Source organism: Acidimicrobiia bacterium (genome assembly GCA_036271555.1).
In the GTDB taxonomy this organism is placed as follows: Bacteria; Actinomycetota; Acidimicrobiia; order IMCC26256; family PALSA-610; genus DATBAK01.
Genome location: DATBAK010000073.1, coordinates 19,509 through 34,758, shown reverse-complemented (window position 1 = coordinate 34,758; position 15,250 = coordinate 19,509). Strand labels below are relative to the sequence as shown.

Here is a 15,250-nt window from a genome sequence, read left to right as displayed (position 1 = left end):
CGCTCCGGTCGAGCGCGTCGGCGACACGGGTGCCGAGGTCACGGTCGCCTTCCGCGATGAGGCGACGGATGACGTCGACTTCCTGCTCGCGCGTCACCGCGAGCCACGAGCCGTCGCGGTTGTCGACGTGCAGCAGCGTGCGCGTGTCGTCGTCGCCCTTGACGTAGTAGTCGTCGCCGCGGCGGTTCTGGCCGAGGTGATCGCCGACGAACCGGGCCTTGTTGCCGTACTCGTCCACCAGGACGTGGTGCTTCGCCATGAGCTGCAACGCCTTTCATCGCCGAGCGCGCGAGTTCCTCCGCGACTCAATCGACGGGCGGCGACGCGACCTGAGCCGACGCAAGCTCCGGCCGTCAGGCCACGCCCATCCGCTCGGCGAGCCTGCGCAACGTGGTCGCCGTGCGAAACCCGAGCATCTCGAACGCATCGCTGTCGCGCGTCCGACCCTCGAGCGTGCTCGCCAGGAGCGCGCGAGCGAACCGCTTGCTCACGCGCACGGGTTGCGTGTTGTCGAAGTTCCCGCCGCCGCTCCTGCGCGATGCCGATGGCGACGCGTCAGCCGAGGCGGGTCGAGATATCGACCTTCACGTTGTACTGACCCGAGACCGACGCATCGAGTCCGACGGGCGCCTTGTCGGTTCCGAACAGGTTGCGCAGCCACGACGTGACGACGTGGTCGATGATCGGCCACACCTGGCGAACGGGCAGCGCGGGCGGCGAGCAGCCGTCCTCGCCGAGCGCCTTGAACTGCGAGAGCGGCGGCCTCGACAGCGCGGGACCGAGCCCCGCGGCTTCGGCCACGCCGATGATGCCCTTGCCGTTGCCGAACGTGCAGAAGTCGTCGAAGCCGTTGTGACCGAGCTTGTCGATCAACCACAGACGCGTCGGCGCGGCTGCCGCGTCGAACGCGGGCTTGGTCACCTGCGAGAAGACCGCGACGTGATCGTCGGTGCCCGCGACGAACAGCGACGGCTTCTCGGGCATCGCGGTCGTGGTCGTCGTCGCGCCCGCGCTCGTCGTCGTGCTGGAGTCGCGGAAGATGCCGGACGCGAGCGACACGTAACCCGCGACCTCGGGCATCTGCTGCGCGGCACTGAGCACGGTCGCGCCGCCGGCGGAGTGACCGACCGCGGCGACGTGTGCGAGGTCGACGTGACCGTCGAGCAGCGAACCACTCTTCCGATTCTGATCGGTGACGAGTTGCAGCGTCGCCTTGATGTCGTTCACCGACGCCTGCGCGGGTCCGACCTCACCCACGAGCGCGTGCGTGAGGTCGCGACTCGGATGCTCGGGCGACGCGACGATCATCCCCCACGACGCGAGGTGCGACGTGAGGAACGACGACTGCATGCGGATGCCCGAGAAGCCGTGGCTGAAGAGCACGAGCGGATACGTGCCCGGCGCGGCCGCGGCGTCGCGCTTGCCGGGATAGCTGAACGTCGCGGGCACGTTCGCGGTGAGCAACTGCTTGATCGCGGCGGGCACGTAGTCGCGCACGTCGTAACTGATGGTGCCGGTCGTTCCGTCGACCGCCGGGTACCAGACCTCGACCTGGTTCCCCGCCGGCAGCGTGTAGGTCGTGACGCCGACGGGGTGCGGTCCGGCCTGCTCGTAGGCCTTGGCCGCGACGGCGGCGGCGACGGTCGTCGAGGTGTTACGGCCTCGCGACGCGTTCGGCTTCGAACCCGAGCTGCTGCAGGCGCCGAGTGCGCACGACGCGACGGCCAAGAGACACACGATGCGGCGCATCGCGGGAGTCTCGCAGGGAGAGGTGTGCGGTCGCGCTCATGGGGCTACCGTTTCTTCCGGCAGGCATGGATGCACGGCTGCGGGGCGGTAATGGAAGCAGCACTCATCATCGGCGCGGTAGTGGTCGTCGTGGTCGCGGTCTCGGTCGCGGGTGTCGCGATGTACGGCGTGCCCGCACTCGGCATCGCGCCGTCGGAGCTCCACTTCGGTCACCGCGCGAAGCGCGCGGTCGCCGCGAGCTCGGCAGCCGTCGTTCTCGTTGCGGGGGGCGCGGCGTTCGTCGTGCACCGCAGCCCGGTTCGTCCCGACACGCGCGTCGCCGCGGGTGCGACGACGTCGTCGTCTTCGTCATCGCGCGTCAACGACGACGCGGAGCCGTCGAGCACGGCGCAGCACAAGCGGAGCACGCGCTCGTCGTCGAGCCATCGGAAGTCCGGTTCGGCCACCACGAGTGCGGCGCGCTCGGGCTCGGCCACGACCTCCCGATCGTCGTCATCTTCGACGACGTCGCGCGGCACGACCTCGCAGGGCCATACACCGACGACCGTGCGGGGCCCGCACAAGCGCGGTTCCACGACCACGACGACGACGCGTCGCCGGACCACGACGACCACCCGTCCGCGGTCGCCGACGACGACACAAGCGCCGCCGCCGCCGACCACGACGACGACGGAACCTCCGACGACCACCACGCAACCGCCGGAGACGACGACCACGACGACGCCGGGTCCGCTCGTCGGTGACCTCAACTTCGACGGCATGGTCGGCTGCATCGACGAGAGCATCCTCATGCCCGAGCTGGGCGAGCTCGGTTCGCTGCTCGCGGGCGACATCAACCACGACGGCGCCGTGGACTCGTCGGATCTCGCGCTCCTGCAATCGAACTTCACCGGCGACGGGACGACGTGGGTGAACCCGCTCAACCCGTTGCAGAGCTGCCCGTCGTAACTGCGCCTACGACTTCGTCAGTACGAGCAGGAACTCCATCGTCCCGTTGTTGCCGACGGACGCGGGGCCGCCACTCGGATTGTCGATGCCGTAGTCGGAGAACGTGATCGTGGTGGAGCCGGTCACCTCGATCGTGTTGCCGGCGCGCTTCGCGGAGAGCGGGATCGTCACCGTCTTCGTCGTGCCGTGGAGCGTGAGCTTGCCGGTTGCCGACGGGGTGATCGTCGTGCTCGCCGAGGGAACGCTGCCGAGCTTGATCGGCGACGAGAGCGCGAACTTCGCCGTGGGGAAGTCGGCGGTGTCCATGATCCGGCCCTGGAACTGATCGTCGCGCTGGCTGCGATCGCTCGAGACCTTCGTCATGTCGACCGTGAAGCTCGCGCTCGGAACGCTCGTGCCCGACAGCGTCATCGACCCCGTGACGGCGCTCGTGCGTCCGACCGCCGTCGCGCTCTGACCGACCAGCGTCTCCTTCACGCGGTAGCCGGCCTGCGAGCCGCTCGTGATCTTCCACGTGCCGTCGAGCGACGTGAGCGTCGTCGTCGGCGTCGTCGAACCCGACGGCGCCGAGGTCGTGGTGGTGTCGTCGAGCGTGAAGGGCTTCGGAGCCGGGCCCTGAATGAAGTGGAAGTACACGAACGGCCCGCCGACGACCAGGACCAAGACGACGACGACCGCGACCAATGCCCACCGTTTCCAACCGTGCATGCGGGCATCCTTGCCGCCTCGCCTGGGAGTCGGCTGGCAGTCGACTCCGGACGGCCCGAGAGCCGGGTAGTGGCTCAGTTTGAGCTTGACGGATAGGCGGCGGTCGTCAGACTGTGCCGCATGCACCTGGACTGGCCGTCGATTCGACACGGCGTCGCGGTTGCGCTCGTCGTCGCAATCGGCGTCCCGCTGATGCTGCTCATCGGGAAGCTCTCCGTGACGATCGTCGGGTTCGGCTTGATACTCGTGTTCGTCGCGTGGACGTGGTTTCGATGGGCGTCGGAGCGACGCCGCGTAGGCTCAGACTGATGGTGAAGCGCACACGAGATGCTGACTGATCTGAACCAGAGGGCGAAGGCTCCGTGGTCCGTGTTCCAGGTCGCGGAACTGCTCGTCTGAGCGAGGCGTAGAGCGGGTAGTTGGCCGCTCATGCGCGATCGGTGGTTCCTCTTCCTCTTCGCGTCGCTGGTCTTCTTTCTCTTTCTCCTCGTCGTGGCACTTGTCCACCGACGGTGGTGGTTTACCGGCGTCGGGTTGCTCGGCGTGCTCACGGTAGGCATCCAGCTCTGGACCGTCGGCCGTCGTGAGCCCAAGTCAAACTGAGCCACTACCGAGAGCCGACCGAGCCACCCGATCCCTCTAGGCTCCGATCCATGGCGGTGGAGTCGGTCCAAGACGAGCCGGTGGCGTCGGGTGCGCAATCGACGGCGACGGCCGCGGCCGTGAACGCGCCCGCGAACGTGCCGGTCGTGCCGGAGACGAGCGGATACCGCGTCAAGAAGAAGCTGCTCGGCCCGCCGCTGTCGAGCGACGAGCTCGAGCATCAACGCCTCGGCAAGCCGACCGCGCTCGCGGTGTTCGCGTCCGACAACCTCTCGTCGTCGGCGTACGCGACCGAGGAGATCCTGCGCACGCTGATCCCGGTGATCGGCATCGCCGCGTTCGCGCTCGTCGTGCCGATCACGATCGCGCTGCTCATCGTGCTCGGGTTCCTGATCCTGTCCTACCGGCAGACGATCAAGGAGTACCCGAGCGCCGGCGGCGCGTACATCGTCACCAAGGACAACTTCGGCAAGACCCCTGCGCTCATCGCGGGCGTCTCACTGCTCACCGACTACATCCTCACGGTCGCGGTGTCGGTGGCCGCGGGCACGGCCGCGCTCGCGTCGGCGGCTCCGTCGATCGCGCGCTTCGAGGTCCCGATCGCCATCGCGTTCGTCGTGATCATCGCCTACGGCAACCTGCGCGGTGTGAAGGAGTCGGGCCGCGTGTTCGCGGTGCCGACGTACTTCTTCCTCCTCAACATGGTCGCGCTGCTCGCGATCGGTGTCGTCAGGCTCGCCACCGGTCACCTCCCCATCGACCACGCGCACCATGCGGGCGCGTTGACGTACGGGTCGAAGGGCAGCGGCCTGTTCCTCGGCGCGTCACTGTTCATCGTGCTGCGCGCGTTCGCGTCCGGCGGTGCCGCGGTCACCGGCGTCGAGGCGATCTCGAACGGCGTGCCCGCGTTCAAGGAGCCGGCGTGGAAGAACGCGCGCTCGACGCTCGTGATCATGGGATCGACGCTCGGCGTGATGTTCCTCGGCATCTCGGTGCTCGCCGCGCGCATGCACGTGACCGTGTTCGACAGCGGCACGCCGACCGTCATCTCGCAGATCGGCAAGTTCGTGTACGGGTCGGGCGCGGTCGCGCACGTCGCCTACCTGTCGCTGCAGGCGGGCACGCTGCTCATCCTCGTGCTCGCCGCGAACACGAGCTTCGCCGACTTCCCCCGGCTCGCGTCCTTCGCCGCGAGCGATCAGTTCATGCCCCGGCAGCTCACCAAGCGCGGGCACCGATTGGTGTTCTCGAACGGCATCCTCTCGCTCGCCGGCGTGAGCATCGTCGTGCTCCTCGCGACGGACGCGAAGGTGAGCCGGCTGATCCCGCTCTACGCGCTCGGTGTGTTCACGAGCTTCACGTTGTCGCAGGCGGGCATGGCTCGGCACCACATCCGGCGCCGGGAGCCGGGCTGGCGTGGCGGACTCTTCGTCAACGGGATGGGCGCGTTCCTGTCGTTCGTCGTCGCCGTGATCATCGCGGTCGCGAAGTTCGCCGAAGGCGCGTGGGTGATCATCCTGCTCGTCCCGATCCTCGTGGCGCTGCTGCTGCGGCTCAACCGGCAGTACCTCGACGAGGCGAGCGAGCTGCTCGAGGACGCGGCGCGCGCCGCAGAAGCGCCGATCCTGCGCCGGCACGTCGTGCTCGTGTTCATCGACACCATCGACCTCGCGTCGGCCCGCGCGTTGCAGTACGCGCGGACCCTCGCGCCCGACGAGCTGCGCGCCGTGCACTTCGCGATCGATATGCAACGCGCGAAGACGTTGCGCGACCAGTGGCTCGAGCTCGGCTTCTCGCGGTTCACGCTCGAGATCGTCGGGTGTCCCGACCGGCGCATCCAGCGCGCAGGTGTCGAGCTCGTCGCGGAAGTGCTCGCCGACGAGAAGACCGAGGTGAGCGTGCTGCTCCCGCGCATCCACCGCGAGCGCATCTGGCACAAGTTCCTGCACGACCGCACGGCGGACGCGCTCGCGTCGCAGATCGCCGACCTCCCGCACGCCAACGTCACCTTCGTGCCGTACCACCTCGGCCGGCACCAGCAGCACGAGATCGGCGAGGCGCTGCCGTCGGTCCCGCCCGACCGTGAGGTGCAGGAGCTCATCGACCGTCACGACGACGGCCCGACCCCGATCTCGCACGCGCGCCACCGTCAGCAGGTCACGTTGCACGGCAGCGTGCACGCGATCCGCATCCAGCCGCGCGGTGGCATCGCCACGATGGAGTGCCGCCTGCGCGATGCCAGCGGCGAGATCAGCATCGTGTTCCTCGGGCGCCGGCACATCGGCGGCATCGAACCGGGCACGATGATCGCGGTCACCGGCGCGGTCGGCCTGCGGCGCGGTCACCTCGAGATCGTCAACCCGTATTACACGCTCGAGGTGCCGGGCTCACCGGTCGTGGGCCAGTAACGCGACGCCGAGCTGGTCGGCGAGCGCGAGCGCGGACGTGCGCGCCTGCGGCGCGAACTCGAGACCGGTCGCCTCGTCGGGCAACGTGAGCACGAACCGTCCGACCTCGAGTCCCTCGGCCCAGATCGGCAGCTCGATCTGCGACGCGCGGCGCGCGGCCGCGTGGCCGTCGGTCGCGAGCGTCGGCGGAATCGACAGACCGGAGTGATTGAGACGCGGCAACGCGTCGAAGAACGGCGGCCGTTCGAACTCGGCGTCATCGAGCTCCAACAGCTCGATGAGCTCGCGCCGCGCGACGCGGATCAGGCGCCCGGGTCGCTCACCGCCCGCGGCGAGCTCGGTGAAGCGCGACACGCGTTCGAGGTTCGAGCGCGAGACCCGCGCCGCGTGCCGGTCGCGCCGGCCGCGCGTGACGATCTCGCCGATCGCAACGCCGACGATGAGCATGAGCACCGCGGTCTCGACGTCCTCGGCGCGGTTGATGCGCAGCGAGTAGTACGGCTTGGTGAAGAAGAGGTCGAACGCGATCGCGGCTTCGACGCCCGCAACGGCGCCGGTCAGACGGCTGCCGAAGGTGGCGGCGACCAGGATCACGACCGCCAGCAGCAGGGCGACGTCGGCCGCGGCGACGTGGGAACGGAGCGGGATACAGGTCGCGGCGACGCCGATCGGGAGCACGAGCGCGCTGGTCCAGGACGCGATCGGGTGGCCACCGTCGCGACGGTGCGGAATCGGACCGGGTAACTCGACGCCCACGAGCACAGTCTGACTTCCGATCCCCCGAGCCGACGAGCCCGCGAACGCAACCGGAAAATCGGTGAACCCTGCGGCCGTTGCCGCCGATAGAACCGGTGACGAGAAGACCTTCGGAGGTGTGCGGTGCTTCCGCCTTCAATCCACGAGTCCCAACAGGACGAGCTCGAGCACGAGACCTACCACTACCTCGGTTGGTCTCACGCCCGTATCGAGCGCACGGTCGAGCGGCTGCTCAGCAGCAGTCGACCCGGCGACATGACGACCGCGGGTGCCGCCCGTGAGATCGTCGCCGGCTTCGGCATGGCCGGACCGCCGGACGCCTTCTGGCAGACCCCGCTCGGCGTTCGCTGCTCCGACAACGGATCCCGACGCAGAACCAACGCGTAGCCCACGACCCCGCTCCCGGCGGGGTCGCTTCGTCTACGCGTTCACGGGGCGGTGCCGCGAGCGAGCCCGACCAGATCTAGTGGAACGCGTCGAGGCCGGCCTTGCCGCCGAGCTCGGGGCACTCCGCGGCGAACACGCCCCATGAGCACTCCCACCCGGCGACGATCCAGTCGTGCACCATCCAGATGTCGTTGAGCGCGATCTTCTGCCCACCTTCTTGCGCGCAGGCGGTCTTGCTCGTGCTCTCGGCGCCGATCACGAGCCCGCCCTTCATGCAGAGCCCGCCGTTGAACGTGTGCTGGTGCCAGCGGTCGTTCCCACCCGCGAAGCCCGTCGGCGGACCGCCCGGGTGGAACACGAGGTAGCTCAGACCGACGATCTTCGAGGTCGGCTTGGTGCCGTCGTAGAGCAGCTCCGAGGGCGCGGACGGGTTGAACGAGGCCACGAGGGACGTGTTCGTGAAGTGCGCGCCGATGCACGGCACGTAGACCGTCGACTCCCGGTAGCCCGCAGCCTGCGCGCTGGCGACGGTCGGGTACTTCACCGCGACCGCGCGCGCGTCGACCTGCTCCTGCTCGAGCGAGACTCGTGTCGACTCGCTCAGCGGGACCTGCGGGTACGGACCGCGGTGGAAGTGGCCGGATCCGTCGAGGACCTGGCCCTCCGACGCGGGCGGGCCTGCCTTCTCGCAGGGCGTCTTGCCGGTCAGCGTGCTCGCGGCGCTCACCGGGGTCGCCGACGAAGCGGTCTTCGTCTTCGTCGTCGGCGACGACGACTTACTACTGCTGCTGCACGCGCCGAGCACGAGCACGAGCGTGAGCGCGAGCACCGCGCCGCCCGTGAGTCTCGACCGCCGAAGCGTGGACGTCTCGAGCACGGCCATGGTGGTCCCCCAGGTGCGACCGGCGAGTTGGCGTCATCCTACGACCGGTCCCGACCTACTCCAGATCGGTCTCGGTCGGCTCGGCCAGCGGCGGGAGCGCCTCGCCGGGCTCGAGGGCCGTGCCGTCCCAGTCGAACCAACGCCCGCCGAGGTTCGTGATCGGAGCCGGCTCGCGCAGACCGGCCCAATCGGTCAGCTGTCCGAGGACGCCGCCGTGCGTGACGATCAGCACGGGGCCCTCGACCGTGGCGGCATCGATCGCGGCGATGGCCGCGAGCACGCGGTCGACGAGCGCGGCGTCGGTCTCCCCGCCGGGCGGACCCGGGAGATCACCCCGCCGCCACGCCGCGCGCTCCTCCGGCCAGCGCGTGCGGATCTCCTCACCGGTCAGCCCCTGCCACTCGCCGCCGAACCGTTCTCGCAGCGCGCGCTCCGGTTGCGCGGGCGGAGCGCCGAGCGCCTCGCTCAGCAGGGTCGCCGTGCGGGCGGCCCGCACGAGGTCGGAGCAATGGACCGCCGGGAACCGGTGCCCGTCGGCGTGCAGCTCGACGCCGCGTGCCCGGGCCTGGGCCTCCCCACGGGGCGTGAGCGCGATGTCGATCCAGCCCTGCCAGCGGCCCTCGCGGTTCCACTCGGACTCGCCGTGACGCACGATCAGGAGGCGACGCACGGCGGGAAGTGAAGCATGGAGTGGGGTGCGCGGTCGGTCCCGGAAGTCCGCGTCACCGTCGTGCCGGGACGAGCAAGCACACGACCGGGTTGCCGATCGGCCCGGTTGACCGGCCCGGAACACGTGTTGACCGGTTGGTCTAGTTTTGGTCGCACGCCGTAGAGGCGAGCCGTCTCCGGGAGGAACCATGCCGAACGCCGTGATCGTCGATGCCGTCCGCACGCCCCTTGGCCGGCGCAACGGGAAGCTCAAGGGCGTGCACCCAGTCGACCTCGCGGCGCACACGCTGCGGGCGCTCGCCGAGCGCAACGATCTCGACACCGCGCTCGTCGAGGACGTGATCATGGGCTGCGTGATGCAGGTCGGCGATCAGGCCGTGAACATCGGCCGCAACGCCGCGCTCGCCGCGGGCTTCCCCGAGTCGGTGGTCGGCACGTCGATCGACCGCCAGTGCGGATCGTCCCAGCAGGCCGCGCACTTCGCGGCGCAGGGCGTCATCGCCGGCGCCTACGACGTCGTGATCGCGGCGGGCGTCGAGAACATGTCGCGCGTGCCGATGGGTGCGTCGTTCCTTCCGGGCAGCATGCCGTTCGGTCCCGAGATGCTCGCCCGCTACCCGCACCTCGTGCCCCAGGGCATCTCGGCCGAGCTCATCGCCGAGCGGTGGGGCATCACGCGTGAGCAGAACGACGCGTTCTCCGCGCAGTCGCACCAGCGCGCGGCGCGGGCGACGGCGGAGGGTCGCTTCGACCGTGAGATCGTGCCGATCGACGTCACGACCGAGGCGGGCAGCGAGCGCTTCGCGACCGACGAGGGCATCCGTCCCGACTCGTCGGTGGAGACGCTCGCCAAGCTCAAGCCCGCGTTCAAGGAAGACGGCGTGATCACGGCCGGCAACTCGTCGCAGATCACCGACGGCGCGGCCGCGGTGCTGATCATGACCGAGGAGAAGGCGGCGCAGCTCGGGCTGAAGCCGCGAGCGCGCTTCCACACGTTCGCGCTCGCGGGCGTCGACCCGGTGACGATGCTCACGGGTCCGATCCCGGCGACGACGAAGGTGCTCGAGCGGGCGAAGATGAAGATCGACGACATCGACCTCGTCGAGATCAACGAGGCGTTCGCGCCGGTCGTGCTCTCGTGGGAGAAGGAGCACCACCCGGACATGGAGAAGGTGAACGTCAACGGCGGCGCCATCGCCATCGGTCACCCGCTCGGTTGCTCCGGCGCGCGCCTCATGGCGACGCTGCTCTGCGAGCTCGAGCGCAGCGGCGGCCGCTACGGCCTGCAGACCATGTGCGAGGGCGGCGGCATGGCGAACGCCACGATCATCGAGCGGCTGTAGTTCTCGGTCGGGCCCGCTCGAAGCGTCGGTCGTACACTCGAAGCGTCATGTTCGAGCTGTGGACGATCGCCCGGTTCGGGATCGCGCTCGTCGCCGCGCTGGTGCTGTACCTCATCGGCGCGGCCTTGGTGCGCAACTTCAACGCCGAGCCGCCGCCGGACGAGCCCGACGTGGCGACCCTCGAAGACGTCGACTACCGGTTCCGGTGCATCGTGTGCGGCGCGCAGGTCGTGATGTACACGGCGCAGGGCGGCGAGGTGCCCGACCCGCCCCGCCACTGCCGGGAACCAATGGTCCTCATGGCCCCGGTCGACGACACGGGACGGCAGTCCTGAGGACGGCGTTGTCCACAGCTGTGGACAACGCTGGGGACGAATGACAGGCGTGTAATCCCCGGCCGAGTCTCACAAGATGAAGCTGGCGGCGACGTTGATCGTCATCGCGAGGATCACCGCGCCGAACAGGTACGCGAGCAGCGAGTGCCGCAGCACGAGCCTGCGCATGCGGTTGGTCGTGAGATCGGTGTCGGCGACCTGGAACGTCATCCCGATCGTGAACGCGAGATACGCGAAGTCGTGGTAGTCGGGCGCGTCGTCGCTGTTGAAGTCGATGCCGCCGGTCGCCGGTGTGTAGTACGTGTGCGCGTAGCGCAGCGTGAAGACGGTCTGCACGAGGAACCACGACGCCGCGACCGTGAGGATGGCCGCCGCCGTGAGCACGACGCGTCGCATGCCCGATGTCCCCGACGCTTCCGCGAGGGTGACGCCCACGCCGACGAGGCTCACGACGCTCGCACCGTTCACGAGCACGTGCGCGGTCGCGCGACTGCTGTCTTCGCGCAATGCGATCTCGGACGTCTCGTCGCCGTTCAAGCGCCAGATGCGCCACCACGTGCGACCGACGAAGCAGCTCGCGGCGACGATCCAACCCGCGAGCACCGTGACCTCCCACGGCGCGAACGCGACGAGCGCTCCCGACACGACCGCACCGATGACCGCGCAGAGCAGGACGCGCGCGACCTCCGATGGCGGAGTCGTCGAGTCGCGATCGAGCACGAACGTGCCGCGGCGTTCGACGCGCTCAGCGATACGTCGTCGCGAGCGCGAAGCCGCCGGTGATCAGCACCAGCCCGAGGATGAGATAGCGGTTCTCCGTGTTACCGGGCAGCGCCTGCAGGTAGTTGGCGAGCACGACCACGAGGCCCGTGAGCATGAGCACGCACAACGCGACCGGCACCCACAGCGGACTCGGCGGCGCCTTCTTCGGCGGTGGCGGGGTGTAGCGCGAGCGCTTGCTCTTCGAGACCGGCACGGCGGTCAGCGTACAGCGGCGCCGAAACGGCGGGCCGGAGCGCTCGGGGCGGCCGGTAACGTGGACCCGTGGACGCCCGCATCCTCGTCGTCGACAACTACGACAGCTTCGTCTACAACCTCGTGCAGTATCTCGGTGAGCTCGGCGCGACACCGATCGTGCACCGCCACGACGAGGTCACGCTCGACCAGATGATCGACCTCGCCCCCGACGGCGTGCTCATCTCGCCGGGACCCGGACGCCCGGAGGACGCAGGGCTCTCGAACGACGCGATCGACTGCTTCGCAAAGCGCGGTGTGCCCGTGCTCGGCGTGTGCCTCGGCATGCAGTGCATCGGCCAGCTGTACGGCGGCGAGGTCGTGCGCGCGCCGCGCGTCATGCACGGCAAGACGTCGACCATCAGTCATCACGGCGCGGGTGTGCTCGAGGGACTGCCGAACCCGTTCACCGCGACGCGCTACCACTCCCTCGTCGTCGAGCGCGATTCGATGCCGGCGGTGCTCGAGATCACGGCAGAGTCGGAGGACGGGTTGGTGATGGCGGTGCGCCATCGCGAGCTGCCGGTCGAGGGCGTGCAGTTCCACCCCGAGTCGATCCTCACGACCGGCGGCCACGATCTCCTCCGCAACTTCCTGCACGCGATCGACGCGCGCACGCCCGCCTCGTCGTAGGCGCGCCGAACGTTCCCGCCGGAGCGCGCGAGCGAAACGAGCGGCGCGGCCTCGGCCGGCGGCTGAGGTGTCAGGAGCATTGAGCGGAGCGCGCGCCACCAGGAAGCGCCGCGACCGCGCCGGTGACCTCGGCGAGGCCGTCGGTCACGAGCGACGCGAGTGCTTCACCGTCGAGCTGCGCGACCGGTGTCGGTGCGAGTCGCAGCGCGGCGAGCACGATGCCGCGGCGCTGACGGAACGATCCCTTGTACGCGGCCTGACGCGCGCGCCGCTCACCGTCGAGGGGAGCGCGTGTCGCGCAGCGGTCGTGCAGCGGGCACTGCTCACACCCCGGATCGCGCGGCGTGCAGACGAGCGCACCGAGGTCCATGAGCGCGAGCAGGCGCTCGCGACCCGCCAGTCGTCCACCGAGCGCGCGCATGCCCGCGTCGGCTTCACTCGGCGTCAGCAACCGTCCGTGCACCCGCTCGACGACGCGCCGGATGTTCGTGTCGAGCGCGACGGTGTCGGCGTCGTCGGCTTCCGCTGTGATCGCGCCCGCGGTGTACCGGCCGATGCCGGGCAGCACCGAGAGGTCCGCGGGCCATCCGTGCTCGGCGACGTAGGTCGCCGTCTCCCACAAGCGGCGTGCGCGGCGCGGGTAGCCGAGCCGGCCCCACGCGGCGATGAGCGCGCCGGGACCCGCGGCGGCCGCGGTGTCCACGTCGGGAAACTGCGCCATGAACGCGTCCCACACCTGCACGACGCGCGACACCTGCGTCTGCTGCAGCATCACCTCGGCGACGAGCACGGCCCAGCGGTCGCGCGTCGCGCGCCACGGCAACGCGTGACGTCCGTTCGTCGCGTACCAACGCGCGAGGGGTGCCGTCGCCACGCGCGTCAGGTCGTGGTGGTCGTGCCGCCGGACGTCGTCGTGGTCGACTCGCCGACCGTGAGCACGATCGTCGTGCCCTTCTTCTGCTGCGTGCCGCCCTGCGGATCCTGGCTGATGACCTTGCCGACGTTTGCCGGCGTCGACGGCGTGTGCACGATGACGACGACGAAGCCCTGGTTCTCGAGGTCCGACTTCGCGGCGCCTTCACTCTGTCCGGTCACGTCGTCGACGGTGACCATCTGCGCACCGGTCGAGACGACGACCGTGACCCGGCTGCCCTTCGGCGCCGGTGTGTTCGGAGCCGGATTCGTCGAGATGACGCTGCCGGAAGGGACGGTGTCGGACGCGGCCTGGGTCTGGAAGACGATGAAGCCCGCGTGTTGAAGCTGCGAGAACGCAGTGTTCACGGGCTCGTTGAGCACGTTCGGGACCGGCACCGGCTGCGGACCCGACGAGACGACGAGCTTCACCGCGAAGCCGCGACCGACCGACGTGCCCGAGGCCGGATCGGTGCGGATGATCGTGTTGACCGGCACCGAGTCGCTCGCTTCTTGCGAGACGCTGCCGACCTTCAGACCGTCGGACTTGAGCACGTTGGTCGCGTCGGGAACCGTGCGCCCCGACAGGTCGGGCACCTTGATCTCGCCGCTGCCCTTGCTCACGGTGAGCGTGACCGTCGAACCCTTCTTCGCGCGCGTGCCGCCGTTCGGGTCCTGGCTGATCACCTGGTTCACCGGCTTCGTCGCGTTCGTCACGAGCGTGACCTTCACCGCGAAGCCGTCGTCGGTGAGCGTCTGGCGCGCTTGCGTCTGCGAGACCTTGGTGACATCGGGAACCTCGAGCGTTCCCGAGTTCTTGCCGTTCACCGTCGCGAGCAGGAGGATCCCGCCGACCACGAGCACGAGCAGGAGCAGCACGACCGCCGTCGTGAAGAGGCGGGCGGCGCGGCTGCGGCCGGGGGGACGCGGCCGGGTCGCGGCGGCAACGGGTGCGACGCGCGGCGCGGCCTGCGTCGCGTCGGCGGCCGCGACCGCGGCGCCGGTCGGCTGCGGGGGAGTCGTCGCGATCATCGCGGTGACGGGTGTGCTCGCGAGCGGGCGCCCGCGCCGGAAGCGCAGGAGGTCGGCGCGCAGCTCGTCGGCCGATTGGTAGCGCTGGTCGGCGTCCTTCGCCATCGCGGCGAGGACGATCTGCTCGAACGCGGGCGGGACCGCCTGGTTGCGCGCGGACGGCGGGATCGGCTCTTCGCGCACGTGCTTCAGCGCGACCGCGAGGGGCGCTTCGCCGCTGAACGGCGCGAGCCCCGTGACCATCTCGTAGAGCACGACGCCGAGCGAGTACACGTCGCTGCGGCCGTCGACCGCGAGTCCCTGGGCCTGCTCGGGTGAGAAGTACGTCGCGGTACCCATGACCGAGCCGGTCTGGGTGAGGTTCTCGCTCGTACCCGCGCGCGCGATGCCGAAGTCGGTGACCTTCACGGTTCCCGTCGGTGTGATGAGCACGTTGCCGGGCTTCACGTCGCGGTGCACGACGCCGTTCTGGTGCGCGAACGACAACGCGGCCGCGATCTCGATCGCGATGTCGGCCGCGCGCTGCGCCTCGAGCGGGCCTTCCGCGCGCATGAGGTCGCGCAGCGAGCGCCCCTCGACGTACTCCATCACGATGAAGTAGTTGCCGCCGTCCTGACCCCAGTCGTAGATCGCGACGATGTTCGGGTGATTGAGGTTCGCGGCGGCCTGCGCTTCGCGGCGGAACCGCTCGACGAACGTCTGCTCGCGCGCGTACTCGGGGTGCAGCACCTTGAGCGCGACCGGCCGGTCGAGGAGCTGGTCGCGCGCGAGGTAGACCTCGGCCATCCCGCCCTGGGCGATCTCGCGTTGGATCTCGTAGCGGTTGGTGAAGACGCGTCCGACCAGGGTCATTTCGGGCCGAACCCTAGT

The 15,250-nt window shown here is 69.7% G+C and carries 17 protein-coding genes; 6 read left to right on the top strand and 11 right to left on the bottom strand.

Going from position 1 to position 15,250, the window contains the following annotated elements:
• From VH914_16855 to VH914_16845, 3 genes are all read right to left on the bottom strand, one after another.
• Window positions 1–259: hypothetical protein (locus VH914_16855; GenBank protein ID HEX4492878.1), on the bottom strand; the 259-nt coding region annotated here is incomplete at its 3' end.
• A gap of 94 nt (window positions 260–353) precedes the next feature.
• Entirely contained in the window at window positions 354–491 is a 138-nt protein-coding gene (locus VH914_16850; GenBank protein HEX4492877.1) for a hypothetical protein, read from the bottom strand.
• 64 nt (window positions 492–555) lie between these two features.
• Window positions 556–1,749, bottom strand: a complete 1,194-nt coding sequence (locus tag VH914_16845; GenBank protein HEX4492876.1) for a hypothetical protein — start codon at window positions 1,747–1,749, stop codon at window positions 556–558.
• Between the two features lie 90 nt (window positions 1,750–1,839).
• Between VH914_16845 and VH914_16840 the strand changes: the two genes are divergently transcribed.
• A complete protein-coding gene (locus tag VH914_16840) occupies window positions 1,840–2,697 on the top strand; it encodes a hypothetical protein (protein ID HEX4492875.1) in 858 nt (285 codons plus the stop codon).
• A gap of 6 nt (window positions 2,698–2,703) precedes the next feature.
• Here VH914_16840 and VH914_16835 read toward each other — a convergent pair whose 3' ends face one another.
• Window positions 2,704–3,405 (bottom strand): YceI family protein, encoded by a 702-nt coding sequence (locus VH914_16835; protein HEX4492874.1) that lies wholly within the window; start codon window positions 3,403–3,405, stop codon window positions 2,704–2,706.
• Window positions 3,406–4,058: 653 nt separating this feature from the next.
• Here VH914_16835 and VH914_16830 point away from each other — a divergent pair.
• Window positions 4,059–6,416, top strand: coding sequence for an amino acid permease (locus VH914_16830; protein HEX4492873.1), 2,358 nt, complete (start codon window positions 4,059–4,061; stop codon window positions 6,414–6,416).
• Here the strand turns inward: VH914_16830 and VH914_16825 are convergent.
• Window positions 6,396–7,172 (bottom strand): DUF4118 domain-containing protein, encoded by a 777-nt coding sequence (locus VH914_16825; GenBank protein HEX4492872.1) that lies wholly within the window; start codon window positions 7,170–7,172, stop codon window positions 6,396–6,398. The genes VH914_16830 and VH914_16825 overlap by 21 nt on opposite strands.
• A gap of 123 nt (window positions 7,173–7,295) precedes the next feature.
• Between VH914_16825 and VH914_16820 the strand changes: the two genes are divergently transcribed.
• Window positions 7,296–7,559 (top strand): hypothetical protein, encoded by a 264-nt coding sequence (locus VH914_16820; GenBank protein ID HEX4492871.1) that lies wholly within the window; start codon window positions 7,296–7,298, stop codon window positions 7,557–7,559.
• Between the two features lie 76 nt (window positions 7,560–7,635).
• Here VH914_16820 and VH914_16815 read toward each other — a convergent pair whose 3' ends face one another.
• Complete coding sequence (locus VH914_16815; GenBank protein HEX4492870.1) at window positions 7,636–8,442, bottom strand: hypothetical protein; 807 nt, start codon at window positions 8,440–8,442, stop codon at window positions 7,636–7,638.
• Window positions 8,443–8,497: 55 nt separating this feature from the next.
• Complete coding sequence (locus tag VH914_16810) at window positions 8,498–9,112, bottom strand: histidine phosphatase family protein (GenBank protein ID HEX4492869.1); 615 nt, start codon at window positions 9,110–9,112, stop codon at window positions 8,498–8,500.
• Window positions 9,113–9,299: 187 nt separating this feature from the next.
• Here VH914_16810 and VH914_16805 point away from each other — a divergent pair, with 187 nt between their 5' ends.
• Together VH914_16805 and VH914_16800 are read left to right on the top strand one after the other, a co-directional pair.
• Complete coding sequence (locus VH914_16805; GenBank protein ID HEX4492868.1) at window positions 9,300–10,454, top strand: thiolase family protein; 1,155 nt, start codon at window positions 9,300–9,302, stop codon at window positions 10,452–10,454.
• Between the two features lie 47 nt (window positions 10,455–10,501).
• Window positions 10,502–10,789: a hypothetical protein gene (locus tag VH914_16800; protein HEX4492867.1), complete on the top strand. Its 288-nt coding sequence runs from the start codon at window positions 10,502–10,504 to the stop codon at window positions 10,787–10,789.
• 69 nt (window positions 10,790–10,858) lie between these two features.
• Here VH914_16800 and VH914_16795 read toward each other — a convergent pair whose 3' ends face one another.
• Both VH914_16795 and VH914_16790 read right to left on the bottom strand, forming a co-directional pair.
• Window positions 10,859–11,509 (bottom strand): DUF1345 domain-containing protein, encoded by a 651-nt coding sequence (locus VH914_16795; protein ID HEX4492866.1) that lies wholly within the window; start codon window positions 11,507–11,509, stop codon window positions 10,859–10,861.
• A 25-nt stretch (window positions 11,510–11,534) separates the two neighbouring features.
• Window positions 11,535–11,765 (bottom strand): cell division protein CrgA, encoded by a 231-nt coding sequence (locus VH914_16790; protein ID HEX4492865.1) that lies wholly within the window; start codon window positions 11,763–11,765, stop codon window positions 11,535–11,537.
• Between the two features lie 68 nt (window positions 11,766–11,833).
• Here VH914_16790 and VH914_16785 point away from each other — a divergent pair, with 68 nt between their 5' ends.
• A complete protein-coding gene (locus VH914_16785; GenBank protein HEX4492864.1) occupies window positions 11,834–12,436 on the top strand; it encodes an aminodeoxychorismate/anthranilate synthase component II in 603 nt (200 codons plus the stop codon).
• Window positions 12,437–12,506: 70 nt separating this feature from the next.
• On the opposite strand, the gene VH914_16780 is transcribed toward VH914_16785, so the two are convergent.
• The gene (locus tag VH914_16780) at window positions 12,507–13,310 is read right to left on the bottom strand and encodes an A/G-specific adenine glycosylase (GenBank protein ID HEX4492863.1); all 804 of its coding nucleotides are present in this window, start codon (window positions 13,308–13,310) and stop codon (window positions 12,507–12,509) included.
• A 5-nt stretch (window positions 13,311–13,315) separates the two neighbouring features.
• On the bottom strand, window positions 13,316–15,232 hold the full coding sequence (gene pknB, locus VH914_16775; protein ID HEX4492862.1) for a Stk1 family PASTA domain-containing Ser/Thr kinase: 1,917 nt from the start codon (window positions 15,230–15,232) through the stop codon (window positions 13,316–13,318).
• Between the last annotated feature and the right edge of the window lie 18 nt (window positions 15,233–15,250).